This window comes from Hahella ganghwensis DSM 17046 (assembly GCF_000376785.1).
Taxonomy (GTDB): Bacteria; Pseudomonadota; Gammaproteobacteria; order Pseudomonadales; family Oleiphilaceae; genus Hahella; species Hahella ganghwensis.
Genome location: NZ_AQXX01000121.1, coordinates 12,425 through 39,213, shown reverse-complemented (window position 1 = coordinate 39,213; position 26,789 = coordinate 12,425). Strand labels below are relative to the sequence as shown.

Here is a 26,789-nt window from a genome sequence, read left to right as displayed (position 1 = left end):
TTCGACTATAAAAGTCCGGCAGGGCTTTTAGGATTTCTATCATGAAAACAAATCTGTTGGCCGCCATACTCGCGGTAATTGTTGTTGTCTTACAGCTATTTCTCATGCAGCAGCGAAGCACGGAGCACAAAGCGCAGGAAAGCGAATCTCACATGACGCAAAACTCTGTTTCCAGTGTAGAAATAGAGCCTTCTGAAGAAGAGGATGCTCTGACTGATTATGATTTCAGGGTTTCCTTTCTGTCCTACGGAAATCAGCATGACTGGAGTCAGTTCTGAAAGCTTCTTCCAATAGGATTTTTACATCTTTCCAAGGCCCGGTAGGACTGTCGGTATGTCATCAGGCAGTCTTTTGGGCTTCCAGAGGTTGCGGCATCTCCGGTCGCTTCCTACAATAGCTTTTCAGCCTTAGGCTCTGAATAAAATTCCCATTATCATTGCAGGATACCTGATACATACCATAACGACAGTTTCCAGAAGCTGTTATTGGACTGTCGGGCTAGTGTGCATATATAAAGAAGTTGTATGCCGGGCAAAGGAGATCTTGCTTGAATTCCAATCAAAAGAGTTGAATTTATGTCCGCAAAGAATGTGACACAGCTGCTGGCCAGCTGGCAGGCCGGTGATGGCCAGGCGCTAAATCAGGTGATTGAAGCCATGCACGGAGAGATGCGCAAAATAGCAGGCCGTTACATGGCAGGAGAGCGCCAGGGGCATATGTTGCAGGCAACAGCCTTGGTTAACGAGGCGTATTTGCAGTTAATGGATGCTGAAGTCGCATGGAATGACCGGGTGCATTTCCTGGCGGTAGCCGCCCAGACCATGCGTCGCATCCTGGTGGATCATGCTCGCTCCCAGAAGCGTAAAAAACGCGGTGGCGATGATCTGCAAGTAACGTTGTACGAAGCTCAGATCTGTGATGATGGCAGTCAGCCGGATCTTTTGGAGCTTGAAGATGTTTTGGGGAAACTCTCCGAGGTGGATGAGCGTAAAGCCAAAATCATCGAAATGAGCTTCTTTGGCGGCATGACCCAGGAAGAGATCGCTGAATTCCTGGATGTGTCCCTATCGACAGTGGAGAGGGATCTAAGATTTGCCAAGGCCTGGTTGGTCAAGGAAATGAAGGACTAAGGGAGGTGCCTCAGTCCTGACGATCAATAATGAATAAAGAGTGATAATCAATATGGTTCATGTGATCCAGAGTCTGGCTCTGGATCACTCTTGAGAACTTTCGCCAGCTTTTCCATCCGCCAGAACTTTCTCCCTTTCCCGACGGTATTCATTGTAGTCCATGCTGTTCTGTCTCATGCATTCCTCATATTGCGGAAGAGGCAGCTTGCTGCATTCGAATTGATTGCTGGACTGGATGCTTTCATACATTCCACGGTTGCTGCTGGTACTGCAGCCGGATAAGGTCAGAAGCGAGATAAGCGCGACTGGGATGAGCAGACGTTGCTTATGAGTAATAAAAGAAAGCGGTGTCATGGTTGTATTGCCTTTAATTGACTGACAACAGATTGTCTGGTGTGCGCCGGCAAGTGACTGACCAGTGCCATAATAAGGCCCTCATAAGAACTCGCAGAAGCTGTATAGCGCTGAATAAGCACTGGTGCTGTTGGGCCAATGTGTGCTGTCAGGACCGCGGCCAGTCTCATCAGGTATTGGTCCGTGAAAGTCACTTTGTCCGTGTTGAGTTTTTCCTCTTCTTCCTGAGGTTGTTTGCGGTCGGGGCTTTGCGACAGATGGTGTTGATAGGTCGCGAGCCATTGCACAACCTTTGTCATCGAATCGAGCCGCAGATTGGTATCCCTGATCAGCATTGCCTGCAGCAATCGTTTCAGGTGAGGCTGTGATTCCAATACCGGGTGGTCGAGCGGTGGTTCCTGATTCATCACAGCATTCAGCAGGCTGGATGCCTTGTCTCCTGTGAACAGTGGGTTGCCGGTCAGCATTTCAAACATCACGGTGGCCAGTGACCAGATATCCGTGCTTGGCCCTACATCGTCACCTTCAAGTTGTTCCGGGGCCATATAGGCGAGTGTTCCCATGCGGGCCCCGGCCAGTGTGATCTCGGTGTCGGCAAGTTTGGCGATGCCGAAATCGAGAATTTTGACCACGCCGTCATCCTGTATCAGGATATTGGCGGGCTTGATGTCCCGGTGAATAATCTGGTGTTGATGGGCGGCGCTTAATCCAAAGGCGATCTGCTTGGCAATCTTTATGGCCGGTTTAAGTGCCAGAGGACCCTCGCTGAGCATTCTCTCCAATGTCTTGCCGGTATAAAACTGCATGGCGATATACAGCCCACCGTCCTCGGTGTGTCCCATGTCATGAATAATGCAGACATTGGGATGATCAAGGCGGGAAATTGCTTTGGCTTCCAGTAGTAGGCGTTCCTTGATGCCAGGCTCCGATGCGACTGCCGGCGCAAGGCATTTCAGGGCTACGTAGCGGTCCAGGCGCGTGTCTTCGGCTTTGAATACCCAGCCCATCCCGCCTTCACCAATCTTGCTGATAATCCGGTAAGGCCCTACTAAAGTGTCGGGATGCATTTTGGGAAGAACCAGGGTGGCTTCTGCTGATTCTATGGTAAAGCTGCTGGGAAGCAGGTCTCCTACCTCTTCATCTGCTTGTAGCAGGTCCAGAACTTCTCTTTTTACCTCTTCGTCGGGGCAGTGTTGTGCCAGGAACTGCTGGCGTTCGGTTGGTTTCAGATCAGCGACCTGATCAAAAATCTGTTGTATTAGGGTCCATCGATCCTGGTTCATTTCAGGGCCTGGTTTACTCGATTCTGACACGATTCCGGATGATCGGGCAGGCCGGTTGTCGGTCAGTTAACGTGTCTGGATTTGATCTCGGAGCGCAATTGGTTACACTCTGAGTGTTATCTGTATACAGCTTAGTTCATTCAAGCGTAAGCCATAAAGTATCCTAGATTCGACGCCATGCCTCAATTATTAGTTGTTCTCATACACCATCCGACAATACTCGTCGCTTGCTTGAGGCAGTGATGGAAGGGGCGTCTCACCCAGATATTGAAGTTGTGGAAACTCGATGGATACCGCCGCTTGAAGCCCAGCCGGCAGATGTTTTCGGATGTGATGGAATCATTCTGGGAACGACAGAAAACCTGGGATATATGAGTGGAGCTTTGAAAGATTTTTTTGACCGAGTCTATTATCCCTGCCTGGAAAAGAAGCAGGGTTTGCCATATGCCCTCTATATTCGTGCCGGTCATGACGGTACAGGTACACGGCGAGCAGTGGAGTCGATTATTACCGGGCTTAGGTGGCGTGCCTGCCGGGAGCCTTTGATCTGTCGCGGGGAGTTCCAGGAAGATTTTGTTGATCAGTGCAGGGAGTTGGGAATGTATATGGCAGCCGGGCTGGATGCCGGAATTTTCTAGTCTGTTTCTTCACAGGTACAGGTTGTATGTGTGTCAAATCCAGTGCCAACAGATCTCTTAGTATGGTTTTTTTCGCCAGCCCAACCGGTAGAGAAGCGGGGAAATCCCCCAGTTGAAAAGTATAAAAGCCGCCAGAACGCCTACCGCGTTTAATGTGTTGAGGGCGTACAAATGTTGGGCGACTCCGAGAGGAAGAGAAACTTCCAGGAATTGATCCAGAATAGGTGCCTTGGCACTTGTCTTAAAGTCCAGGCGCCGTTTGATGAAGCTGGTCAGAAGATCTCCGCAAAGGGAGGCTATCGCTAATATGATGCCATGTTGCCAGGGGAAACCCAGCAATGTGGCTGCCAGCATTCCTGCTAGTATGCCTGCCATCAGTCCGCGCCAAGTCTTTGATTTGCCCAGCAGTGGCCGCTTGTCCCATGGCAGGACTTTCCCACCGTCGATCGCTGCGTTGAGCATCGGCAACAGGTTTCGGGCGACAATCGGAGCGCCGTTAATGATTACCAGTAAAGCGAATAGCTTCAGTTCCAGCACCACTTCCAACACCATCATTGCTTAGTAGTCCATGACTAGACGTCGTCCTATGAAGCATAGACGCAGACGCTGTTTATGTCTTGTTCAGATCTCAGAAAATGGGGAATCGTTGTTTGGACGGGGTTAAACAAATCGGTGGTTTTATCGCCTGAATGGAACTATTTGCGTCAATTTATAGTTCCAAAAGCGTCATGTTCAAAGTATTTTTGAACATTATCAGATGGCTGTTGCGTGCCCGATTTCTTCACTGCCTGATGAGCGGTTTTAATACGGTTGTATGTATTTAATCTGTTGTAATAAAAGAATTAATTCTGTTTTATGGAGTGGGGTTAAGGGACGCGTTTCGGCGTTGTTGTTTGAGTGATATCAGGGGTTCTACGGACCTTTTTAGATCGAATTGAATGTCATGTGCGCAAAATAAAACCATTTGAAATTTATAGGTCAAAGTATTAGTCTTTTTTTAATTGAACGTTCAATCAATAAAAATTATGCCTAAGATCGTCGTTGAAGAAGAGAAGAAAGAACAGCTCATAGAGGCAACGCTCCAGTCGGTGGAAGCGTTTGGCATCCAGGGTACCACCATAAATCGGATCAGCCAGTTCGCCGGAGTTTCAACAGGGATTATCAGCCACTACTTCGGTGGCAAGCAGGCGCTGATGGAAGCCACCGTCAGATATCTGCTGAACGCTCTGCAGAAAACATTGATTTCAGAGCTTGATAAATCAGACGGCTCTCCCAAAGCTCGGATTATGGCCATCGTTCAGGCCAACTTCAGTAAGCTGCAGGTCAGTGACCGGGCAGCCAAAACCTGGCTGGCATTCTGGGCGCAGGCAATGCATGACCCGGAACTGGCCCGGCTACAAAGAGTCAATGAGAAACGTTTGTTCTCCAACCTTAAGGTGACTCTCAGGGAATTATTGCCAGAGGAGCAGGTAGAAGAGAAAGCGCAAACCATCGCCGCATTGATTGACGGTCTCTGGTTGCGTAGTGCTCTCAGTACAGGAGGCCTGACCGTGAGTCAGGCAGAGCGGATTTGCCGCAATTATGTCAACGAATTATTTGAAGCACAGGATCAACAATGAATCTGCCGGTTTATCAGTCTTTTATCGATGGTAAATACCAATCCAACCAGACCTCCGAAACGTTCGACGTGGTGTACCCTGGTTCCGGTGAGGTAATTTACAGGGTTGAACAGGCCACCCAGGAACTGGTTGATCGGGCTGTGAAATCCGCTCAGGAAGGCTTTGCGAAATGGTCTGCAATGTCTGGAATGGAGCGGGGAAGAGTCTTGAACAAAGCTGTCGCCCTGCTGCGTGAACGCAATGGTGAGCTGGCTCGCATTGAAGTGCTGGATACCGGCAAACCATGGCAGGAAGCCAGTGTGGTGGATGTTGTGACCGGTGCGGATAGTATTGAATTCTTTGCTGGTCTGGCAGCGTCCATTGAAGGTAATCATCAGGATCTTGGTGGTGATTTTTACTATACACGCCGTGAACCTTTAGGGGTCTGTGCAGGCATTGGAGCCTGGAATTATCCCATTCAGATTGCCTGTTGGAAATCCGCTCCGGCGCTGGCGGCTGGCAACTCCATGGTTTTCAAACCTTCCGAAGAAACTCCCCTTGGAGCCCTGAAACTGGCAGAAATTTTCATTGAGGCTGGTGTTCCTGCCGGTGTGTTCAATGTGGTCCAGGGCGATCATCGTGTTGGTCAGATGCTGACTGCTCATGAAGGCATTGAGAAAGTGTCCTTCACTGGAGAGGTCGGCACGGGTAAAAAAGTCATGGCCGCGTCTGCTTCCACGTTGAAAGACGTCACCATGGAGTTGGGGGGCAAATCTCCACTGATCATCTTTGATGACTGTGATCTGGAAAATGCGGTGTCCGCGGCTCTGGTCGGAAACTTCTATACACAGGGTGAAGTCTGTACACATGGCACTCGTGTATTTGTCCATAAAGACATCCATGACCGTTTTATAGAGCGAGTAAAAGCACGCCTTGAAGCCAACATTGTGATTGGCGACCCCATGCATCCTGATACCAATATTGGTGCACTGATTTCTTCCGGGCACCGGGAAAAAGTAATGAGCTATATCGAACTGGGACGCCAGGAAGGCGCGACTCTGGTTCACGGTGGCAATGCGGTCCGCCCAGCCGGTTATGAAAAGGGTTATTTTGTTGAGCCTACCGTATTTTCTGACTGTCGCGATGACATGCGAATCGTTGATGAGGAAATCTTCGGGCCGGTGATGAGTGTTCTCACTTTTTCCGATGAAGAAGAGGTGATTGCCCGGGCCAACAACACAGAGTACGGCTTGGCCGCTGCTGTGTTTACCAATGATATCCGACGTGCGCATCGTGTGATCGGAAAGTTGCAGGCGGGAATCTGTTGGATCAACAGTTTTGGTGCTTCCCCTGCGGAGATGCCGGTAGGGGGCTATAAACAATCCGGGATTGGACGTGAAAATGGCGTTTACACCCTGAATCAGTACACCCAGTTGAAAGCTGTCTATGTCGGTATGACAGATCTGGATGCTCCGTTTTAATTTCAACCTTTGGCAATGATGGCGTAGTCATGACAGTAAAGAGTAATGCAAAAAGCTTTGATTACATCGTGGTCGGAACCGGTTCAGCCGGTTGTGTGTTGGCTAACCGGCTGACCGAAAGTGGCCGTGATGAAGTGCTGGTTCTGGAAGCCGGTCGCAGGGACAACACCTGGAAGATCCATATGCCGGCAGCGCTGACATATAACCTTGGTGATGAAAAGTACAACTGGTACTACCATACCGAACCTCAGGAATTTATGAACCAGCGTAAGTTGTACTGGCCCCGTGGACGGGTATGGGGCGGCGGTTCGGCACTGAATGCCATGGTGTATATACGAGGCCATGCGCTGGACTATGATCGCTGGGAAGAAGAGGGTGCTAAAGGCTGGTCCTATAAGGACATCCTGCCTTATTTCCGTAAAGCTGAGACCCGCGAAAAAGGGGAAGATGATTATCGTGGCGGTAAAGGGCCTTTGAACGTCCATACCGGTGATGAAACCAATCCGCTCTTTAACGCCTTTATCAAGGCGGGAATGGAGGCCGGTTATCCGTTTACAGAAGATATGAACGGTTATCAGCAGGAAGGTTTTGGTGTCATGGATATGACGATCAAACAGGGGAAACGTTGGAGTACGGCTCAAGCCTATCTGCGCCCGGCTCTGGATCGTTCGAATCTGACGACTGAGACCGGTGCCTTGGCAACCCGTCTGTTGTTCGAGGGTGATCGTTGTATTGGTGTGGAATACGAACAGAAAGGGCAGGTGATTCAGGTATTGGCTCGGAAAGAAGTCATACTATCTGGTGGTGCGATCAATTCGCCTCAGTTGCTGATGCTTTCTGGGATTGGCGATGAATCCCTGCTCCAGTCTCTGGGAATTGAGGTGAAATCTCATGTGCCCGGTGTTGGTCAGAATCTCCAGGATCACCTTGAGTTGTATGTGCAGAATGCCTGTACACAGCCGTTGACTCTGTATAACTACACCCAGCAACCACGTAAGACCGTGGAAGGGGTGAAGTGGTTCATTAATCATGACAAGAGCGCCTGTCGTACCGCTCACTTGGAAGCTGGTGGTTTTATCCGCACAGAAGCCGGTGTGAAGCATCCCGATATCCAGTATCACTTCCTGCCGTCACAGGTTATCGACCATGGGCGGGTAGATCCACAGGAGCATGCATTCCAGGCTCATGTTGGTCCAATGCGTCCTACTTCAGTCGGTTTTATGAAGATCGTATCCAAGGATCCGCGCAAGCATCCATTGTTGCAGCCTAATTATCTGGCCACTGAGCGTGACCGTTTTGAAATGCGGCAGTGTGTCAAGCTGACCCGCGAAATATTTGAGCAAGAGTCACTGGATCCATTCCGTGGCAAAGAACTTCGTCCAGGAGCAGAAGTCCGGACCGATGAGCAAATTGATGAATTTGTTCGCAACTATTCAGACAGCGCCTATCACCCTTCGTGCACCTGCAAGATGGGCGCTGATGATGATCCGATGGCGGTAGTGGACTCTGAAGCCAGGGTTCGCGGTGTCAGGAATCTCCGTGTGGTCGATGCCTCTATTATGCCGAGCATCGTCAGCGGAAACCTGAACGCCCCCACCATCATGATGGCCGAGAAATGTGCGGATCACATTCTCGGTAACAAATTACTGACGCCTTCCCAGGCGCCGGTATGGATTCACCCTAACTATTCAACTCAGCAGAGGTAGTGTGAAGTAAAGCCCGTGAAATCGATTATGAATTCACGGGTGGATGCAGGGACGCTGATTTACCGATGTTGATTTTTAATAAACAACAGGGGAAAAAGATGAAAGGTATGAAACAACTCATCGTGGCGGCAACTCTGGCATTTGGCAGTGTTACCGCCCAGGCAGCAGAGGAATGTAAACAGGTTAATTTTGCCGACGTCGGCTGGACGGATATCACGGCAACCACTGCCATGACATCTGTCGTTCTGGAAGCTCTGGGATATGCACCCAAGACGCAGCTTCTTTCTGTACCGGTCACCTACAAATCATTGGCCAATGGTGATCTCGATATTTTTCTGGGTAACTGGATGCCTACAATGGAGGCAGATATCCGTCCCTACCTTGACGACAAAACTGTAGAAGTCGTTGGAAAGAACCTTGAAGGTGCCAAATATACTCTGGCTGTGCCCAGCTATGTCGCTGAAGCCGGCGTCAAATCATTTGCTGATATTGCCAAGAACGCAGACAAGTTTGATGGCCGTATCTACGGTATCGAGCCAGGCAATGATGGCAATCGTCTGATCCAGGACATGATCGACAAAAATGCTTTCGGCCTGGAAGGGTTTAAAGTGGTTGAGTCCAGTGAAGCCGGTATGCTTTCCCAGGTTAAGCGTTCTGTGAAGCGCGAAGACTGGATTGTTTTCCTGGCATGGGAGCCACACCCAATGAATGCCAACTTCGAGCTGACTTATCTGGACGGCGGTGATGACTTCTTTGGCCCCAACTATGGCGGCGCCACAGTCTATACGAATATTCGCAGCGGCCTGATGAATGAGTGCCAGAACCTTGGAGCTCTGTTGAAAAACCTGCAGTTCTCACTGGCAATGGAAAACGAGGTCATGGGAGCAATTCTGGATGAAAAGAAAGATCCTGAAGTGGCTGCATCGGAGTGGATGAAGTCCAACTTCAGTGAAATCGAGAAGTGGCTGCAAGGTGTTAACACGATCGATGGCAAGCCTGCCGTTCCCGCTCTTAAAAAGCATCTTAAGTTGATGTAAGCAGGAACCGATTATGGACTGGATGAGTCAATATAAACTGCCAGTCGGCGAATGGATGGAGGCTGTGGTCGACTTTATGACCGACCATGGCGGAGGTTTCTTTGACTGGATAGCCGTTTCTCTAGAGACGGTTATCCAGGGCCTGATAGAACTGCTGATGATGTTGCACCCACTGGCATTTATTCTGCTGGTGGCTTCTGGAGCCGGGTGGTTGCAGCGTCGTTGGTCAATCTCCATATTCGTTGTACTTGGCCTCGGGTTGATCTGGAACCTGGGATACTGGCAGGAGACAATAGAAACGCTCGCGCTGGTATTGTTCGCTACCGGATTTTGTGTGCTCCTTGGAGTACCTGTGGGAATCGCTGCGGCTCATCGGCCCTGGCTGTATCGGGGATTGCGTCCATTGCTGGATCTAATGCAAACCATTCCGACATTTGTTTATCTGATCCCCACGTTGACCCTGTTTGGACTGGGCGTCGTGCCCGGTTTGATTTCGACCATTATCTTTGCGATCGCCGCACCGATACGTCTGACCCATCTTGGTATCACACAGGTGCCGGAGGAGCTTCTGGAAGCCGGCAAAGCTTTCGGTTGCAAGCCGACGGCTTTGTTGTTCAAGGTGGAAATTCCTGCGGCGATGTCGAGCATTCTGGCGGGGGTTACCCAATGCATTATGTTGTCATTGTCGATGGTGGTTATCGCGGCACTGGTCGGTGCAGACGGTCTTGGTAAACCGGTAGTGAGAGCCCTGAATACTGTGGATATTGCCACGGGGTTCGAGGCGGGTCTGGCGATTGTATTGATCGCTATATTGCTTGATCGCATGTTCAAGAAGGCATAGCCACTCTTGGGAGGAGGATGAAACATGATCGAATTCAAGAATGTCGATGTGGTTTTTGGCAGCCAACCGGCTCGTGCTCTTGAGATGCTGGACCGCGGTGAGGATCGTGGGGCAATTCATGAAAAAACCGGTCTGACGGTTGGCGTCAACAATGCCAGTCTGCGGGTGGAGAAAGGTGAAATCTGCGTGCTGATGGGATTGTCTGGTTCCGGAAAATCGAGTTTGTTGAGAACTGCTAACGGTCTGAACAAAATTTCCCGGGGGCAGGTGCTGATCGATACCGAAGAAGGGGAGCAGGACTTCTTTTCTCTGAGCGAAGAGCAGCAAAGAAGGCTACGCCTTGAGCGCATCACCATGGTGTTCCAGAAGTTTGCCCTGATGCCCTGGTTGACAGTGGCTGAGAATGTGGCCTTCGGACTGGAAAGGCGTGGAATGACCAAGAAGGAGTTGCAGGCTAAAGTGGATGAGCAGCTCGAGCTGGTCGGCCTGGATAAGTGGAAAAACTCCAAGCCAGGAGAGCTTTCCGGTGGTATGCAGCAGCGAGTTGGTCTGGCGCGCGCACTGGCCATGGAAACCGACATCATCTTAATGGATGAGCCGTTTTCCGCACTGGATCCTCTGATCAGAAGTCAGCTGCAGGATGAACTGCTGCGTCTCCAGGAAAAGCTTAACAAGACCGTGGTTTTTGTTAGTCACGACCTTGATGAAGCTCTGAAACTGGGTAACCACATCGCGATAATGAAAGACGGTGTGATCGTGCAGCACGACACTCCTGAAAATATTGTCCTGAATCCGGCAACAGAATATGTTCGTAATTTTGTGGCGCACACCAATCCGGTCAATGTGCTGCAGGCCAGGTCATTAATGAAACCTTTGGGTGAACCGGGCAATGATGAAGGTGAGATCTGTATCAGTTCCAGGTACGACTACTGGTTAAAGCCTGCCGCAAAGCCGGAAGAAACCAGGGTGAGGTACGCGGATACGCGGTTTGATGTTCAGCGCTGGAGTGAAAACCAGCCGATTGGGGCGTTGGAAGAAAAGCCAACCATTATCCCGAACAATACATTAATGCGCGATCTGGTGGAGATCCGTCACGTGACCGGGCACGCTCTACTGGTCGGTAACGGCGAAGAGATTACCGGCGTGATCAATGATCAGAATATTTATCACGCCTTGCTCGGATGTCATCTGGATGAGCAGGCCGCGCAGGCCTGATTGATTTTCGCAGAGTTGGTTTAATCCAACACTAAATGGGCTGTCTGGATACTGTAAAGGTGTTCATACAGCCCTCTTTTTTCCAATAGGGAAAGATGATTCCCTTCTTCAACCAGCCTTCCATGATGTAATACCAGAATGTTGTCCGCGTCTTTGATGGTCGACAGACGATGGGCGATAACGATGAGTGTTAAGTTGCCGCGCAGTTTCTGAATGGTTTCCTGTACCAGCGCTTCGCTTGCAGAATCAACGGTTGCTGTTGCTTCATCCAATATCAGTATTTTGGGTTTTCGTAATAATGCCCGGGCAATGGCCACCAAGTGACGCTCACCGTTGGAAAGTCGGCTGCCACGCTCCCCCAGAACAGTGTGTATTCCTTCCGGTAGCCGACTGAGCATGGGGCCAAGCCCCACCTGATCTAACGCTGAAGTAAGTTCCTCTGGGCTAAAACTCTGGCCCATTCTGAGGTTTTCTTCCAGGGTGCCCTGAAACAGAAAGGGTTCCTGTTCCACCATGCAGACTGACTGCCGCAAGCTGTCAGTGCTGATATCCTTTATAGAGGTTCCATCAATGAACAGCATTTCTGCTTCCACAGGGTAAAAGCGCAGAAGTAATTGGGTGAGCGTGCTTTTACCACTGCCGGTACGTCCTACCACTCCCAACATCTGACCCGGTGCGATTTTGAACGAAACATCAGCCAGTACCTGGGTTTCATTGTCGTAGCTGAAATTGAGATGGCGCGCTTCAATGTCACCCCGTTGTATCCGGGCTGTTCCGTCATGCTGTTCAATCGGTGCGTCGAGCAATTCAAACACTCTTTGGCCGGCAACCAGGGACTGCTGCATGATATTCAGACGTTGTGTCAGTTCAATCAAGGGCTCAACAAACCTGCCCAGGTAGTTGATGAACGCATAGAGAACGCCAATCTCGACGCTTCCTTCCAGTGAAGTCAGACCAAAGGAGTAGACAATGGCCGCCAGGGCCAGCATGCTCATGAAGTCCACCAGTGCTCTGAGCATCAAGCCGTCAAGTCGCACGTTACGGACCCGCCAGAGATAGTGCTGCTGTACTGTATCGTCGAATTGATGTTCAAATTTCTGCTGTTGGTTCAATGACTGAATCACTGACATGCCGCTCAAGGATTCGTGAAGACGGGCATTAATGTCGCTCAGCAGAGAGCGAACCCTCTGGAACAGAGGGGTGCTCAGACGTTGATATCCCCACATGGCAAGGATAATAAGGGGCAGAATCAGTGCGCTAACCAGCATCAGTCGCAGGTCCAGAATTCCCATCATGATGAAAATACCCGCAACCAGCACAATGTTCTGAATAAAGGTGGCGATGACATTCAGGAACAGCTCTTTGATGGCTTCTGAATCATTGGTCAGTCGGGATACGATTGCGCCTGTGGATGTTGTGTCGAAATAGGCAACCGGGCGATGAATGACGGCGTGGAATACCTGTTCACGCAAAGTCTCAACCACCGAAAGTGCCACTTTGCTGAACAACAGGGACTGGGCGTAATGTCCGGCGGCGCCGATAAACATCGCGGCCAGATAAAACGCCAGAAGTTTCAGTGTGGCATCACTGATATAGACTCCCTGGGTGAGATAGTCGTCAATAAAGACTTTGATCAGGTAGGGGCCGGCGACATCGCAAAGGGTGGCAATGAGTAGTGTAAGCAGTCCCCAGAGCCATAGCCGCTTGTGGACTAGGCTGAATCTGAGTAAACGTTGAAAGACCTTCCAGTGCATTAGTGTTCCCGATCCAGCGCTGTTTCAATTTGTTGAAGTGCATAGATGCTGGCGTACCAGTCCTGGCGCGCCAGTAGTTCTGCGTGACTTCCCTGTTCGCGGATGCGGCCGTCCTGCAAAACCAGAATCTGTTCTGCGTGCCGAAGGGCCGACAGGCGATGAGATACGATGATTGTCGTTTGTTGTCTGACACTGTTTTTCAGGTGCGTCAGGATGCGTGTTTCCGTACCGGTGTCGACGGCGGACAAGGCGTCATCGAGAATGAGTATCGGGGCTTCTCTGAGTAGCGCACGTGCCAGAGCCACCCGCTGCTTTTGTCCTCCGGACAGAGTAACTCCCCGTTCTCCAACCATGGTATCGAGTCCTTTGGGCAGGCTATTGATATCTTCCTGCAAAGCTGCAATCTCAATGACCCGTTCAAGGTCACTCTGTGTAGCCTGAGCGTGGCCGAGTAAAAGGTTTTCCCGAATGCTGGTGCTGAACAGAAAAGGTTCCTGGGGGACATAGGCAATGTGGTGGCGCAGCACCTCCAGTTGCAGGTTCTGGACTTGGACGCCACCCCACAGGACTTTAACATCCGCTGATTCATACTCCCGCAGCAGCAATCTCAATAACGTGGTTTTACCGCTACCTGTCGGGCCGGTAATGCCAAGGGTCCCCGACTCGTTCAGGCTGAAACTTAGATTATTCAGCACAGGGAGAGCAGCCTTGTCGCCCGGGCTTTCGCTTCCTATCCCACTTTGTATGCCGTTTTCGCTGCCTTCACTGTCTTGCGCTGTCGTCTGTGATGGTTTGCTCGCCTGCCTGTCGGCAGTGGTTGATAGATAGTTTGGATAATGGAATTCGGTCAATTCAACCGCCAGGTCATACCCGGGTAAATTTGTGCCCTTGCCGTTGTCGATGATATCCGGTCGTTCATTGAGTAAACGGGTAATCCGTTTGAAGGCGGCGGATCCTCTCTCTGCAATATTCAGCATCCAGCCGAATGCAAACATGGGCCAGATCATATAGCCCAGGTACATGGTGAAACTGGTCAACTGGCCCAGGGTCAGGCGTTGGTGAATGATCATCCAACCTCCGTATACCAGTGTCATCAGAAAGGAGGCGCCAATCGTGATGCCGATGGTGGGGTGGTATTTGGCATCAGTCGCCGCAACCTTCATATAGGCGTTTGATGAAGTTTTGGCGATGGCGTTGTACCTGGACTGGATATCGTCTTCCTGACCGTAAGATTTGATTGTCCTGACTCCGGAAACCGTCTCCTGTCCAATATCGGTTAACTGGCCGAAGGAGTCCTGGGCGGTCGCAAAACCAGAATGCAGTTCACGCCCGAACCTGTACATAAAAAGGGCGGCAATCGGCCAGGGAATAAAGGCAGCAATGGTCAGCTCCCAACTGATCGTAAAAACCATCATGGCGAGAACGATCAGACCGGTGAGCAGGCCGTCAAAAGCTGCCAATATGCCTTCTCCGGCGGTCATTTGCAGGGCCTCGACATCATTGGTGGCATGGGCCATCAGATCGCCCAGCTTGTTGCGTTGGAAATAGGACGGCGATAACTTCAGCCAGTGACGGTAAAGATTCATACGCGTTTCGGCAGCCAGTTTGTGACTGGCGCCGAACAGGAATATTCGCCACAAAACTCTGGCAATATAGATCACCACGGCCAGAACGAATAACCAGATGCCGGTGAGAGTCAGCGTAGTACTGTCCAGACGCTGATTGACGATCGCATCGACAATATCGCCGATCAGTTTGGGCGGTATCATTAACAGGAGGGCGACAATCGTCAGCAGGCTGACCGCAAGCCAGTACTGCTTTTGATTGGCCTTAAAAAAATATTTCAGTTCCCAAAAAATTCTCATTGATAGAGCAGTTCCGTCTAACTGTACATAGTCCCGATACAGGGGTCGACATATCGCCGGTGCAGGCAATGTTGGTGTTCTCTGGAGTCAGCTGGCTCTGGTTCCCTAATTGGCTGGTGGTGTCGAGAGAAGATAGAGCATTAGTAACACCAGGGCTGCCAAAATGAGTGACAACCACACCCAGGGAATGGGTCTTGGTTCTACGGGAGGATCGATCTGGTTGACCAGGTAATCTTTCAGCAGGTTCAGATTACGAGTGCTTGATCGATAAAAGAGGTCGAATATATCGCCGAATACGGGAATCAACCCTCCTACGAAGTCGATCACAATATTCAATATCATCTTGCGGATCAAACCTCGTGGTGCCCCCAGTCTTTTTGCTTCCCTCAGGACGTATCCTGACAGGAAAAATGTCAGCAGGTCTCCCAGGACGGGGATCAGTCCGATAATCATATCCCAGCCGAAGCGGATAGAAGTACCGGGAATGGTGTATTGAGAATCCATCCAGGTGGCAAAGCTTTCAAGCCGGCTGAGTGCCTGGCGGTATTCGCTTTTCGCGATTTCTGTGTCCCGACTCTGCTTATGTATGCCAGGTGACAGTGCTTTGCTTTCGGCGGTGGGTTGTTCTTTGATGATCTGTCTCCTGACCGGGTCGCTGATTGTCAGTTGAATTTCACCAGATGATTGATGGAAACTGGCGAACTGAACAGCTATTCCCGAAAACATAAGATTAGGACTGTACAATGTCAATTGAACGATGCCCCTGGTGTGGATCAGATCCACTGTATGTTCACTATCACGATCAGGTTTGGGGGCGACCGGTGGCGGATTCCCGGGAATTGTTTGAGAAGCTGTGCCTTGATGGTCAGCAGGCCGGACTTTCATGGATCACCATATTAAAGAAACAAAAAAGTTATGAAGAGGCCTATGCCGGTTTTGACCCTGCTGTGATTGCTTTATGGGGGGAGGGCGAAGTGGAAGCGTTGATGCAGAATTCTGGCATTGTCCGCAACCGCCTTAAAATACAATCGATCATCAAGAATGCCCGAGCTTATCTGGAAATACAGGAAAAGGGCGCGGGGTTTGCTCACTATCTGTGGGATTTTCTTGATGGTAAGCCTCAGATCAATCTTTTTCGGGCGATGGAGGATGTGCCTGCCAATACGGAGCTGTCGGATAAAATGTCGAAAGCGCTGAAAAAGGCGGGGTTCAGTTTTGTGGGGACAACGATCGTCTATGCCTTTATGCAGGCCGTTGGTATGGTGAATGACCACCTGACAGATTGCCCCCAGCATCAGGAATGTTGTGAGGCGGTGTCCCGTTTTTCACTTTGATTAAATGTCATATTGTTATCCAGTCGTATTGAGCTGTTTGGGATGTTCCCATTGCTCGGGATCGTATGCTATCTTGCTTCGCCGTTCGAGCCTGAAAAACTCAGGCGATGATAAGTTACAGGACACTTGGATGTGGGCCAATAGATGATGAAATCCAGACTTTCCACTTTGTTGATTGCCGTCAGTGCTGCGCTGGTAGGGCTTTTGGCCGGATGGTATTTTACCGTCGGCAAACAGGTTGACGCTCAGGCTTTGGCCAAGGTGCATACCTATGTTTATCCAGCCCCCAGAACTTTGCAGCCAGTGACGCTGACCAATCTGGATAATCAGCCGTCATCCCTGGCCGATTACCAGGGCCAATGGGTGTTAGTAAACTTTGGGTATTTGTCTTGTCCGGATATCTGCCCCACTAATCTTGCTGCAATCAATACGGTGATGAAGCGCTGGAAGGAGGAGTTTCCTGCCTACCCGGTCAAAGTGGTTCATGTCACGCTTGATCCTGCCAGGGATACACCAGAAAGACTTAAGGAGTATCTGCAATACTTTGATCCGGACTTTGCGGGTTTAACGGGCTCTGTAGAGAAAATCAGAGCCCTGGCAGTGCAGCTGAACACTGTTTTTGAAATTGAAGAGCCCGATGAAGAGGGTAACTATATTGTCAGTCACAGCGATAATATGGCCCTGGTCAACCCGGCTGGTGAGTTTGTGGCCATTGTCAAAGGACCCCACAAGGCAGAGGCACTATACACGGCAATGGAAGGTGTCATTCCACCTTTGACGTCACTGTATGATCTTACGGCAGAGTACATGCCCTGCCACTAAGCGTATTCCCGTTCCCTGTATTTTTCGTGTCAGTCTACTCTGGCCATCCTGCTGCTCTTAATGGTTTGAGTATTGGTGGCCAGAATTCTGCAGGGACCAGAATGTTTCTGGTGGTATTACTCGCCCTTGAACAAGGAAGAGTGAGCGGGGATCACTTGCCAGCGGTTAGGACTTTCTTTAAGCCGGATTAGGGTGAAGCGTAGGGTTACGCTGGATGCTAGTGAAGATCGGTGAATCCGAGAGCTATTGGTCCAACGCCTTGGAATCTGAAGTCAGCATGGCATCCGCCAATTATTCCTCCAACGCTTCGATGATTACTTCGCTTTCAGTTGCCACTGTCACCCAGTCCGATTTTTCTGATAACGTCACCCGTTCTGACATGACCTGGTTTGATCACTTTTGCGTTAACTCCTCTCAGATTGATCGCTTTGCCTTGCTTGGAGTTAACGAACACCGTGGCATCTTTTCCGTATCTCTCCATAAACTTTTTGCAGCCCAGGTGTGGTTCTGCGGTCACCTGGATAATCGCATCGCCAATGGCCAGTTCGGTGCCGGGTGGAAGGTTGTCAGGGCTTAAGTCTAAGTCGACATACAATTGATCCCCGGCCAGCTTCCAACGATCCCGGGTTTTAGCAATCAGCTCGATGACTCTCGAATTCATCAGGTTGAGCTGAGTGTCCGGATGCGCGGCTCCGTCAGGCGTTTTTCTGTTTCCCCGGGTCTTCCAGTTGTCTCCCACCAGGCCGAGCTTCAGGTCCAGTTCACCTGCTTCCAGGTCCCGGCGTGTGCCGACTTCAGGGCGGCACACGATATGTTCCACTTTCCCATTTTCTTTGGGGGATTGTTTGATAAAGTCCAGCCCGTCTTCCAGTTCCTTTAAAGACAAGTGCATTGGTTGAGGCTCCTGTTTAGCTTCTATGGTTCAGATTCAATAAATCAAGGCAAATGGAGTGGTTTAAAAAGCGAGTAAAACCCAGCAAAGGAACTGTCCGGTTGTCGGCAGTTCCCTAAATTACCGGTGCCCTCAACTGCTGGACCTCAGGGTTAACGTTACCTGGTGCTGTTCGCTCGCCGGAATTTCTACGAAATCACTCGCGGCTCTTGCTGTTTCAACACAGACCATTTCCCGATAACTATCCGGGGTGAATTGGGATAAGCGTTTACTCTTGTCGATCCACGGGTTCCAGATAACGGAAGAGTGGCTTTCCGGAGCCTCCAAAGAGATGGTCCGGTTCCAGCCAGCATCCTTCACCCGGATGAGGGGGGGCGTGTTGTAGTAAATCCGGTCAACTTCTTTATCGAAGGCCACATGGCCGGCCTGCACATGTTTGGCTCCCCGATCCAGAGAGTCGATATAGGGGATACCATCCAGATCGTGGATGCTGATATTTTTAATATCACTCACTGCGAGATAGGTGTGTAGTGCAAAGCTCAGGTTTACCGGCTGTTTGGTCTGATTGTGTGAGGTTAATCGGCATTCCAGACGGTCACTGAAACGATAGCTCATGGTAACTCCGAGACCCTGTAGCCCTGGCTGATCAAGGCCTTTTGCCAGAATCACTTCGGTAAATTCAGCTTTCTCGTTAACGCTGACCAACTCCCAGATGCTGTCCCGGACGTAACCATGGCTGGGTGGCTGATCCTGCTGGAATTGCTGGATGACAGGTTTCTGATTCTGGCTCAGTGGGCCAAACCAGGGCCAGCAGATGGGGATGCCTTGTCTCAGGGCTGCACTGGCGCTTAGTTCCAGGCGGGAGTTTTCCCATAGTATGGGTCGTTGTCCATGACTGGAATAGGTCAACACCTGACCTCCCATAAGCGAGATGGAGCCTATGCAATCATCCCGTTCAATTTCCAGAATTTCAAATGCACCCGCATCGCGGACTTTGACCGTTTTAAGGTCAGATAGATCGATATCGATAGGCATCTTGCTTCTTAATCCCTGGCTAGTATTTTAATTCGAGTCGCTTTGGCTTAATCCCGAAACAGCTTTGACATGGCACGGAAGCGATCACCTTCAGCTTTTTGTTGTAATTCAAACAACAGCATTTCCACACTGGAGGGAATAGCCCCCATGTCTTTCATCTTGTTCAGGCCAAGCTGTCTGTTCTGCTCTGTGCGCGAAGATATGGCGTCATTGACTGTCACGACCTGGTATTCGTTGTTCAGCAGTTCCACGCAGCTTTGGTAAACACAAACGTGGCTTTCTATGCCGGCCAATAAAACAGTTTTCTTCCCTGAGCTTTCCAGTGCGGAAACAAAGGCCGGTTCACCGTAACAGCCGAAGGCGGATTTGGGAATAGGCTGAAGGTGTGGAAGGTGTTCGGCCACTTCGCCTATGGTGGGGCCGAGTTTGTCGGGGACCTGTTCCATCCAGATGATGGGAATATCAAATAGCAGAGTGCCCTGTACCAGTCGGCTCAATTGCTGAAACAGGGTTTCTTTGTCTGTCATCAATTGGGCTAGCTTGCCCTGAATATCCACCAGAACCAGAACGCAGTCTTTTGCGTTGAGTAAATCGTTGCTCATGGTTTGTCCTCGTTTTCATGGTCTGTGTGCCAAGGTTTGTGTCTGGCCTTGGTGTCATTATCTTTATGTTACCCCAGTCGTTACGATACGATGAATATCTTACCTGGTGAGTCGTGAGATTAGATCGGATAAATGGGGGAATTGTCGTATCAGGCTATCTCTGTTTCCCAGTTCAAAGTCTGCAAAGTCGAATCCTGGTGTGACCATGCAGCAGGCCAGGGAGTAACCTTCGATAGGTTGCTCTGTGGGAGTTGCGGCAAACCAAAGGTTTCCGGGTATCACGGTTTGTCCTTTGTGGTGAGCTTCCCGGCCCAGCAGGTCAGTGTGTACAACGCCCTCGGTATCAATATGGTGAACTGAAATGGGATCTCCTTCCATGAAAATCCAGATCTCCTCCTGACGAAGCCTGTGCCATTGGGAAAAGGCTCCCTGAGGGAGTAGGTAGTAAATCATGGTGGCGGAAGGACGCTCCCCGGTCGGCGTGGAAATATTTGTATTCGAGGTGAAAAACCGCCGGTAATATCCCCCTTCAGGGTGTGGTTCAAGACCAAGTTGCTGGATTTTTCTATAAGCAGCTGTCGGTAAACTTTCTGTTGGCTGTTCCGGGGGCTGGGTCATATTTTTCTCATAATCTTTTGTTGATAAATGCGCTTGTTGAGAGATGCAGTAGCGTTTATTGGTAGATGCATTGGGCTTTATCAGTAGATGAAAATGATGAGGTGATTATCATAATATTGCCAGTATTCAGGAAGCTCTGGAAAGTTGTTTGAGCTTCAAATGGGCGTTAAGGAATCAGCAAATTGGTCTTCAGGTTTACACCGTTTCATTCAGTATTGTTGTTGAGTCTGTATTTTGCTCAGGGTTTCCCTGCGGGGCTGGTGGCCCATGTGTTGCCACCGGTTATGCGAGAGAATGGAGTGCCCCTGGAATACATCGGATTTATCAAACTCCTGGCGCTACCCTGGGTATTAAAATTTATCTGGGCGCCATGGGTTGATAAGCGCAATCTATTCGGGTGGGGGCAGCATCGGGGGTGGATCGTGACTATGATTGTCTGGTCTATGTTGATGCTGGGTGGTATGGCGCTTATTTCGCCCGATCATTTGACCCCCCTTATGATCGCTGGTTTCCTTGTTTTGATACTTGGCCTGAATCTGGGGGCATCCACACAGGATATTGCCACAGACGGATTGGCGGTTAAGTTATTACCTCCACCTCTGCGAGGTTGGGGGAATGCTTTACAGGTGGGAGGCTACAAGATCGGGATGATTGTATGCTCCAGCCTGTTATTGATGTCGATAGATCTGGTGGGGTGGTCTGCGAGTATGTTTGGCATGGTGGTCGTCCTGGCCTTTTGCCTGCTGCCGATCCTCTTGTTCGGTGAGTCGAAAACGTTTCCTGACCATCCGCAGACAACAGAGCCCGAGGTCGGTAAACCTCTACTTTTACCGTTTCAGACATATCTGGCGTTTCTCAGGCAGCCGGGAATTTTCTGGTGGATAGCTGTTCTACTGTTATTCAAACTGCCGGACAGTCTGGCCTCGGGGATGATCAAGCCGATGTTGGTGGATATTGGGTTGAGTCTGAGTGAAATCGGTTCTATCACCTTGTTGTCATCTCTGGTCGGCGTTGCTGCAGTGTTTGCCGGTGGAGGTGTTTATGATCGTCTTGGTCCCCGCAATAGTCTAGCCGGTCTGGCTCTGCTGCAGGCTGTCAGTCTGGCCAGTATCAGTCTGATCGCCGCTGGAGGGCTCTCAATGGCGGAGCTGTTGGCCTTGACCATGTTTGAGCAGTTGGTGGACAGTATGAGTACTGTGGCGTTGTTTGCCGTCATGATGCATTACTGTCGAGAGGCTCATGAAGGGGCGGATTACAGCTTTCAGGCCTGTATCCAGGTTATGTTTGCCGGGGTCGCCAGTGTGCTGAGTGGTGTGATTGCTTCCTTTGTCGGTTATGAAATGCTTTACCTGTTGGCTGGGGCTATCAGCCTGTTGATAGCGGCGGTGGTGGTGCTTCATTTTCGTCACAGTCCCCATTCTCAGCAGGAATGGTTGCGGGTTAGGCAGCTCAGGCTGCAGTAATGGGGAGGCTGTTTGATGTCTGCCGCCTGGTGCAGGCCTCAACGCATCAGGCTTTTCACCATCGGTGCGACCCAGGATCTGGGGATCCAGCGTGTGGTTTCGGCCATCATTTTATTCAATATGCCATGAATCACGACGGGGTGTCCTTTTATCAGGGCTTTATAGGCTTCTTTCGCCACCTGCTCGGCTGGCATCAGCTTAATGTATTCCATGGCTTTCAGCTCATCCGCGCCAGCCCGGTCGAAGAACTCTGATTTTGTCGGGCCAGGGCATGAGGCAGTCACTGTTACACCAGAGCCAGAAAGCTCCGCATGCAAGGCTCTGGAGAGTGAGAGAACATAAGCTTTGCTGGCGTTGTATATGGCCATGCTGGGCCCGGGAATAAAGCCTGCCACTGATGCGATATTCAGGATGCGGCCGTTACCTCGATCCGCAAAGTCCTTGCCAAACAGCTGGCATAAAGAGGTCAGGGTGGTGATATTCAGGTGAATTGTTTCTTCACTGACTTCCCTGTCCTGATTGATGAACGCACCATAGTGACCGCGACCAGCATTGTTAACAAGGCAGTCAATCTCCAGATTGCGGAATTTGACTTCCTCATATAATGCGCGAGCAGAGTTTTTACGGCTGAGGTCGAGCGCTATGTACTGGCTGCTGATGTTGAATTCGTTGTTTAATTGTTCGGAGAGTTGCTCCAGTTGCGTCTGGCGGCGGGCCACCAGGACTAAATTCTAGCCTTCGGCGGCAAACTGTCTGGCCAGTGCAAGTCCAATGCCTGACGATGCGCCTGTAATGAGTGCAGTTTTTATCATGAGATGTTTTCCAGGTCTTAATATTATTATTGGTGTAGGTAAGTGTTTACGGTCAGCTTTAGTGTTATCGAAAATGAGTTGTGCTTTGGCTGCTTTTGTTATTTGACCGTGGGTCATTTAACCTGCTAAGTCTGTTGATGTAAATAGTGATGTGAACAGGTAAAACATTGTGGCTGTCGCGCTGATCATCTCTGAAGAGGGGAAGGAATAGACATGCAAGGAAAAAATAGGGAAATAGTGGGTGTTCGTTCCAATTTCGCCATAAAACTCTGTTTCAACGCTACTGAACTTGTTAAGCTGCTTTACCATTGTGATTAGCCCGGACCTCATCAACACTGCATGACTAGTCCCGAATCCAAGAATTTCATCGAAATTAACTTTCCCGTACTGCGTCGCCGAACTGACAGGGTTTTGCGTGGTGCAGGGCAGTTGGCTGTCAGTACGGTCAGGTTGCCTGCCGCCTTTGCGCCTCTGGTGCAGTTGTTATTGAATGATGAGCCCATAAGCCGTGATCAGCTTTCCGATGAACTGGACAGCCTGTTCGAAGCGCTCTATCAACATCCGATCTCAGAACAATCCAGGGCGCTAACCCGGTACTTGCGCAAATACAAACTGATTCCAAACGAAGAAACCACTGAAGGTCTGATTCAGTTTCTGGTCAAGCAGGTGGTTTCCCGCAGTCCAGTGGAAGTGCCTGAGGCGCTGGTTGATGAATTTTGGGATTTCTTTCATGAGCTGATCAGCGCGCCGGAACTTAAAGGGCTGGTCGAGCTTAACCTGGAGATTATTCGCTCGGTACTGAGGACCTATGAGCCTTTGCTGGTTGATCTGGTCAACCGGACCAAACACCTGCGTCGGGTTAATCAGGTGGCGATCAGCGATATGCTGATCAAGGCGAGAGTGCTGCGGAGTGATCTGGTGATACTGCGTCGCCAGATACGGGCTATCCGTTATATCAAGCCCTTCCTGCAGACAGATCCCAAGGACTTCGCTACCCAGGCGCAGATTGTTGCGCAAATGGTCAGAGAGTTTGGCCCCTTGTTTATCAAGATGGCGCAGGTGGCCGCCGCGAATGCCGATTTCCTTCCTGAGGAGATTGCCAGCGAATTACGGGTATTTCAGCAAGATGTCAGTCCCATGACCGCAGAGGAGGTCAATCAGGCGTTTTTGGAATGTTATGGTAAGACGCCACAGGAAATATACTTCCATTTTGATGTTTCAAAGCCCTTAAGGTCAGGCTCTATTGGCTCGGTGTATGTTGCCAAGAAACCGGTTATACGGAATGGCGAAGAAGTCCTGATCCCTCTTGTGGTGAAAGTGGCCAGGCATAACCTGGAAAGAGAGTTTCAGATGGGGGCTCTGGCGCTGGAGCTGATGTTGATTTCCAGCCAATACTGGGCGCCTCATTCCAAGCTGCTGCCGTTTCTTGAGGCGATGTCCAAGCAGGTGAAGGAGTTTGCCAAAGGGTTTGAGCAGGAGTTGAATTTCGAAGGTGAAGCGGCTGTCCAGAATCGTTTTTTCGAACGCTCCCTGGAAGGGGAGTGTTGGGCTGTTCCGCGCCTTTATTCTGCCACAGGACGGGTCATAGAAATGGAGTATCTGGACACTGCTGTGTCTGTTGATCGTCTGGTGAAAGAAATTGCCGGTGCCGAAAAGGGTAAGATCCAGCGCCGAGTGGCTCAGCGCTTCTTGTACACGGTTCTTCAGCACGTCCTGATCTACCAGGAGTTTCATGGTGATCTTCATCCCGGCAACATTATGGTGACGCCTGAAGGCAGGCTTTACCTGATTGATTGGGGGAATACCGTGGCTATGGAAGGGAAGTGGGCGCTGGTGTGGGATTATGTTGTGGGGGCAATTTCGGGGGATATCGATCAGTTGACCGATGCGTTGATCGATATGAGTACACAGCCTGAGTTTAATCGCGAGCGCAGAGGTGTTATCCGTCATGCATTGGCTGACACGCTGGCCAAAAAGCAGGTCGAGCCGCTTGGTCACCGGCCGTGGAAAGTGCTTTTCAGGGAGGGGCGTCCCGGCCTGCATCGAAGGCTGCAGTCGGTCATGCATCTTCTTTCCAATACATACCATCTGGGGATCATCGTGCAGAGTGACTACCTGCATCTCAGTCGTTCTTTGACCGCGATGGCTGGTACCTATCTGAACCTCTACGAGGGGTTGCCCAGAACTCAGATGCTGACAGATCTGGGGTTGGGGGTGGCATTATTTCCCTATCATCTGACCAAAGATCGGATACAAAACCGTCTGAGGCGCTTTCAGGATCGATTGTTGCCGGGGTGAGTCGATCAGAAATTCTGTCTGATTTTTATTTTCGCCTTTGGAATCAGGTCACATTTCAGAAAAATATTCTTCAACTTTCGTCGAATTCGATCTCCGATCCTGTGTGGATGTGGATAAAAAGAAGTTATTGAATTTCAAATAATTTGCCGTACAAAGCTATAATCAACTTTACATAAAGTTACATTGTTGGGTTTGTTGATACAAAATTTAACTCTATACAGGTCACAAACGGCCGGTTAAACTTTAGGAGTGGTTAAATGTTAGTCAGTTTTGCCCCGAAACGATATTAATATAAGGGAGCGATATCGGAGCTGATGGTTTTACACGAATAGGCAGTACCGTGGCAGAACGTAAGTAGTACAGCTGAGTACCGGATGGAACTTCCAAATTTTGATTTATTGCTGGAAATGGCGCAAAAGCGTCCTGATGAACTGGAGGCCCTGCGGGAGCAGATGGTGGAGAATGTCATCTCCTCTGCGCGCAGTGAGTACCAGAATCGCCTTCGAGGGCTGCAGTTCAGGATCGACATGACTCGCGCCAAATCTAAAACCCCCCTTGCTGCCTGTATGCGGATCAGCGAACTCATGCATGAGTCCTTTTCTGAGTTACACTTTTACCTCAACGAGCCTTTGGAGTATCAGGAGCTGCGTCGGGATCGAGAGCAAGTTGGTGATCTGGCCAAGGTTGTCAATCTGAATGACTATAAAACCCGCAGGCAGCAGGATATCTAGGGTGTTTCTCGGAGCTCTCTGGTCTATTATCTGAGTTGTCTGCGCGACATCAACGCACCTCACCCACTTTGACATAATCTCTTTTCATTTCTTTTTCATTCCAATTCGGCCTTTCCATTCATGGTATGCTTTCGCCTCATTTGCTTTGTTCGGGTCGGAGGAAATACGAACTTTGTCGTCAATCAAAAACACACAACCAGCATTTTCCATTGTTGAAGATTATTCTGACTTTCTGGTGATCAATAAGTCGCCGGGAATCGGTTTTCATGATGACGGCGATATTCCGGGGATCTGTACAATCGTCCAGGAGGCCCTCGGGTATCCGGTATTTTCAGTGCACCGATTGGATAAAGATACCTCCGGGCTGCTTATACTGCCGAAGTCTGCTGAGATTGCCAAAGTGCTGACAGAAGAGTTCGCCGGGCGCCGGGTGCAAAAATATTATTTGGCACTAAGCGGCAGTAAGCCAGCTAAAAAGCAGGGCTGGGTCATCGGCGATATGGTGAAGTCTCGGGGAGGGAATTGGAAGTTGATCCGGGAGGCAACGAATCCGGCTGTCTCCTATTTTTTCTGCAAGGGGCTTGTTCCGGGTGTTCGTTGTTTTTTACTTCGCTTGTATAGCGGTAAAACCCATCAGGCCAGAGTGGCGCTTAAAAGTCTCGGAGCCCCAATACTTGGCGATAGACGTTACGGAAAAGCGGTGGCAAGTCTTCCACAGGGCTTGCGAGACTTGGACGAAGGCCATTGTCCGGAGAAAAGCGAAGCTGACAGGATGTATCTGCACGCTTATGCGGTGCGCTTCACCTGTCAGGGGCGTGAATATTCGATTGTCCTGCCGCCGACACAAGGGGCATTGTTTGGTGTCGAGGAAATGCAGCCACTGCTGAAGGCGTGGTCGGCTCCCTGGGAGTTGTCCTGGCCATCCCGTCGATAATTCTGAGGTTATTGGGCTTTGACCTTGGTCTCGCCGCACCGGGCGCATTTGTAAACCGTGACCAGCTTGCCTGATTTTACATCGAATTGTTTGTTGTTCTGAATCACCCATTTATGAAAACCGTTTCGGCATAGGGTTTTGCCTTTGTGTTTGTCTTTCAGGGAGGGTTTTTTGAATGGAACGACGTCGCCCACGATTTGCTACCTTTCCACTTATCAGGAACTCTGCTCATCATACAACAGACTCTTTTGCTGTCGCATGCTTGAAATGTGCTTTTTTGACCCCATCTTCTGGCGTCATAAAGAGGAGAACCCATGGTCCTCTTCAGGCGGCATAGAAATCCGCT

At 50.2% G+C, this 26,789-nt stretch carries 27 protein-coding genes; 15 read left to right on the top strand and 12 right to left on the bottom strand.

The window, feature by feature from the left end; all coding sequences use genetic code 11:
• Window positions 1-41 precede the first annotated feature (41 nt).
• A complete protein-coding gene (locus F566_RS0116250; protein WP_020408072.1) occupies window positions 42-278 on the top strand; it encodes a hypothetical protein in 237 nt (78 codons plus the stop codon).
• Between the two features lie 297 nt (window positions 279-575).
• Window positions 576-1,130: a sigma-70 family RNA polymerase sigma factor gene (locus F566_RS0116245; RefSeq protein WP_020408071.1), complete on the top strand. Its 555-nt coding sequence runs from the start codon at window positions 576-578 to the stop codon at window positions 1,128-1,130.
• An 84-nt stretch (window positions 1,131-1,214) separates the two neighbouring features.
• Here F566_RS0116245 and F566_RS0116240 read toward each other — a convergent pair whose 3' ends face one another.
• Window positions 1,215-1,484, bottom strand: a complete 270-nt coding sequence (locus F566_RS0116240; protein ID WP_020408070.1) for a hypothetical protein — start codon at window positions 1,482-1,484, stop codon at window positions 1,215-1,217.
• Window positions 1,481-2,767 (bottom strand): serine/threonine protein kinase, encoded by a 1,287-nt coding sequence (locus F566_RS35545; RefSeq protein WP_020408069.1) that lies wholly within the window; start codon window positions 2,765-2,767, stop codon window positions 1,481-1,483. The genes F566_RS0116240 and F566_RS35545 overlap by 4 nt, the downstream gene beginning before the upstream one ends.
• Window positions 2,768-3,009: 242 nt before the next feature.
• Between F566_RS35545 and F566_RS0116230 the strand changes: the two genes are divergently transcribed.
• Complete coding sequence (locus F566_RS0116230) at window positions 3,010-3,405, top strand: flavodoxin family protein (RefSeq protein WP_020408068.1); 396 nt, start codon at window positions 3,010-3,012, stop codon at window positions 3,403-3,405.
• 57 nt (window positions 3,406-3,462) lie between these two features.
• Here the strand turns inward: F566_RS0116230 and F566_RS0116225 are convergent, their stop codons facing one another.
• Window positions 3,463-3,960: a CDP-archaeol synthase gene (locus F566_RS0116225; RefSeq protein ID WP_020408067.1), complete on the bottom strand. Its 498-nt coding sequence runs from the start codon at window positions 3,958-3,960 to the stop codon at window positions 3,463-3,465.
• Between the two features lie 470 nt (window positions 3,961-4,430).
• On the opposite strand from F566_RS0116225, the gene betI reads away from it, so the two are divergent.
• The 6 genes from betI to choV all read left to right on the top strand — a co-directional run bounded on the left by betI (window position 4,431) and on the right by choV (window position 11,283).
• Window positions 4,431-5,024: a choline-binding transcriptional repressor BetI gene (betI, locus tag F566_RS0116220; RefSeq protein WP_020408066.1), complete on the top strand. Its 594-nt coding sequence runs from the start codon at window positions 4,431-4,433 to the stop codon at window positions 5,022-5,024.
• On the top strand, window positions 5,021-6,484 hold the full coding sequence (gene betB / locus F566_RS0116215; protein ID WP_020408065.1) for a betaine-aldehyde dehydrogenase: 1,464 nt from the start codon (window positions 5,021-5,023) through the stop codon (window positions 6,482-6,484). Before betI ends, betB begins: the two co-directional genes overlap by 4 nt.
• A gap of 29 nt (window positions 6,485-6,513) precedes the next feature.
• A complete protein-coding gene (betA, locus tag F566_RS0116210; protein ID WP_020408064.1) occupies window positions 6,514-8,190 on the top strand; it encodes a choline dehydrogenase in 1,677 nt (558 codons plus the stop codon).
• A gap of 107 nt (window positions 8,191-8,297) precedes the next feature.
• Window positions 8,298-9,227, top strand: coding sequence for a choline ABC transporter substrate-binding protein (locus F566_RS0116205; RefSeq protein ID WP_026180050.1), 930 nt, complete (start codon window positions 8,298-8,300; stop codon window positions 9,225-9,227).
• 13 nt (window positions 9,228-9,240) lie between these two features.
• Complete coding sequence (gene choW, locus F566_RS0116200) at window positions 9,241-10,068, top strand: choline ABC transporter permease subunit (protein ID WP_020408062.1); 828 nt, start codon at window positions 9,241-9,243, stop codon at window positions 10,066-10,068.
• 24 nt (window positions 10,069-10,092) lie between these two features.
• Window positions 10,093-11,283 (top strand): choline ABC transporter ATP-binding protein, encoded by a 1,191-nt coding sequence (choV, locus tag F566_RS0116195; protein ID WP_020408061.1) that lies wholly within the window; start codon window positions 10,093-10,095, stop codon window positions 11,281-11,283.
• Between the two features lie 20 nt (window positions 11,284-11,303).
• Here choV and F566_RS0116190 read toward each other — a convergent pair whose 3' ends face one another.
• The 3 genes from F566_RS0116190 to F566_RS33155 all read right to left on the bottom strand — a co-directional run bounded on the left by F566_RS0116190 (window position 11,304) and on the right by F566_RS33155 (window position 15,652).
• Window positions 11,304-13,037, bottom strand: coding sequence for an ABC transporter ATP-binding protein (locus F566_RS0116190; RefSeq protein ID WP_020408060.1), 1,734 nt, complete (start codon window positions 13,035-13,037; stop codon window positions 11,304-11,306).
• Window positions 13,037-14,902: an ABC transporter transmembrane domain-containing protein gene (locus F566_RS0116185; protein ID WP_020408059.1), complete on the bottom strand. Its 1,866-nt coding sequence runs from the start codon at window positions 14,900-14,902 to the stop codon at window positions 13,037-13,039. Before F566_RS0116185 ends, F566_RS0116190 begins: the two co-directional genes overlap by 1 nt.
• A 105-nt stretch (window positions 14,903-15,007) precedes the next feature.
• A complete protein-coding gene (locus F566_RS33155) occupies window positions 15,008-15,652 on the bottom strand; it encodes a DUF4112 domain-containing protein (protein WP_211210677.1) in 645 nt (214 codons plus the stop codon).
• Here F566_RS33155 and F566_RS0116175 point away from each other — a divergent pair.
• Both F566_RS0116175 and F566_RS0116170 read left to right on the top strand, forming a co-directional pair.
• On the top strand, window positions 15,646-16,236 hold the full coding sequence (locus tag F566_RS0116175) for a DNA-3-methyladenine glycosylase I (protein ID WP_020408057.1): 591 nt from the start codon (window positions 15,646-15,648) through the stop codon (window positions 16,234-16,236). The genes F566_RS33155 and F566_RS0116175 overlap by 7 nt on opposite strands.
• Before the next feature lie 144 nt (window positions 16,237-16,380).
• Entirely contained in the window at window positions 16,381-17,058 is a 678-nt protein-coding gene (locus tag F566_RS0116170) for an SCO family protein (protein WP_020408056.1), read from the top strand.
• Between the two features lie 325 nt (window positions 17,059-17,383).
• On the opposite strand, the gene F566_RS0116165 is transcribed toward F566_RS0116170, so the two are convergent.
• The 4 genes from F566_RS0116165 to F566_RS0116150 all read right to left on the bottom strand — a co-directional run bounded on the left by F566_RS0116165 (window position 17,384) and on the right by F566_RS0116150 (window position 20,205).
• Window positions 17,384-17,950: an MOSC domain-containing protein gene (locus tag F566_RS0116165; RefSeq protein ID WP_020408055.1), complete on the bottom strand. Its 567-nt coding sequence runs from the start codon at window positions 17,948-17,950 to the stop codon at window positions 17,384-17,386.
• A gap of 132 nt (window positions 17,951-18,082) precedes the next feature.
• Window positions 18,083-18,985: a D-hexose-6-phosphate mutarotase gene (locus tag F566_RS33150; RefSeq protein ID WP_020408054.1), complete on the bottom strand. Its 903-nt coding sequence runs from the start codon at window positions 18,983-18,985 to the stop codon at window positions 18,083-18,085.
• Between the two features lie 47 nt (window positions 18,986-19,032).
• Window positions 19,033-19,587, bottom strand: coding sequence for a hydrolase (locus F566_RS0116155; protein WP_020408053.1), 555 nt, complete (start codon window positions 19,585-19,587; stop codon window positions 19,033-19,035).
• Between the two features lie 99 nt (window positions 19,588-19,686).
• Window positions 19,687-20,205 carry a cupin domain-containing protein gene (locus F566_RS0116150; protein ID WP_020408052.1) on the bottom strand — a complete coding sequence of 173 codons (519 nt, stop codon included), beginning with the start codon at window positions 20,203-20,205 and terminating at the stop codon, window positions 19,687-19,689.
• A gap of 182 nt (window positions 20,206-20,387) precedes the next feature.
• On the opposite strand from F566_RS0116150, the gene F566_RS0116145 reads away from it, so the two are divergent.
• Window positions 20,388-21,668, top strand: coding sequence for an MFS transporter (locus F566_RS0116145; protein ID WP_020408051.1), 1,281 nt, complete (start codon window positions 20,388-20,390; stop codon window positions 21,666-21,668).
• A gap of 38 nt (window positions 21,669-21,706) precedes the next feature.
• On the opposite strand, the gene F566_RS34920 is transcribed toward F566_RS0116145, so the two are convergent.
• Entirely contained in the window at window positions 21,707-22,387 is a 681-nt protein-coding gene (locus F566_RS34920) for an SDR family NAD(P)-dependent oxidoreductase (RefSeq protein WP_020408050.1), read from the bottom strand.
• Between the two features lie 12 nt (window positions 22,388-22,399).
• Window positions 22,400-22,597 (bottom strand): hypothetical protein, encoded by a 198-nt coding sequence (locus tag F566_RS35540; protein ID WP_020408049.1) that lies wholly within the window; start codon window positions 22,595-22,597, stop codon window positions 22,400-22,402.
• A 222-nt stretch (window positions 22,598-22,819) separates the two neighbouring features.
• Between F566_RS35540 and F566_RS0116135 the strand changes: the two genes are divergently transcribed.
• The 3 genes from F566_RS0116135 (at window position 22,820) to F566_RS0116125 (ending at window position 26,443) form a co-directional block, all read left to right on the top strand.
• Window positions 22,820-24,778, top strand: a complete 1,959-nt coding sequence (locus tag F566_RS0116135) for an AarF/UbiB family protein (RefSeq protein WP_020408048.1) — start codon at window positions 22,820-22,822, stop codon at window positions 24,776-24,778.
• 374 nt (window positions 24,779-25,152) lie between these two features.
• Window positions 25,153-25,509, top strand: a complete 357-nt coding sequence (locus F566_RS0116130) for a DUF3135 domain-containing protein (protein ID WP_020408047.1) — start codon at window positions 25,153-25,155, stop codon at window positions 25,507-25,509.
• Window positions 25,510-25,681: 172 nt separating this feature from the next.
• Window positions 25,682-26,443, top strand: coding sequence for a pseudouridine synthase (locus F566_RS0116125; protein ID WP_020408046.1), 762 nt, complete (start codon window positions 25,682-25,684; stop codon window positions 26,441-26,443).
• The last annotated feature ends 346 nt before the right edge of the window (window positions 26,444-26,789 follow it).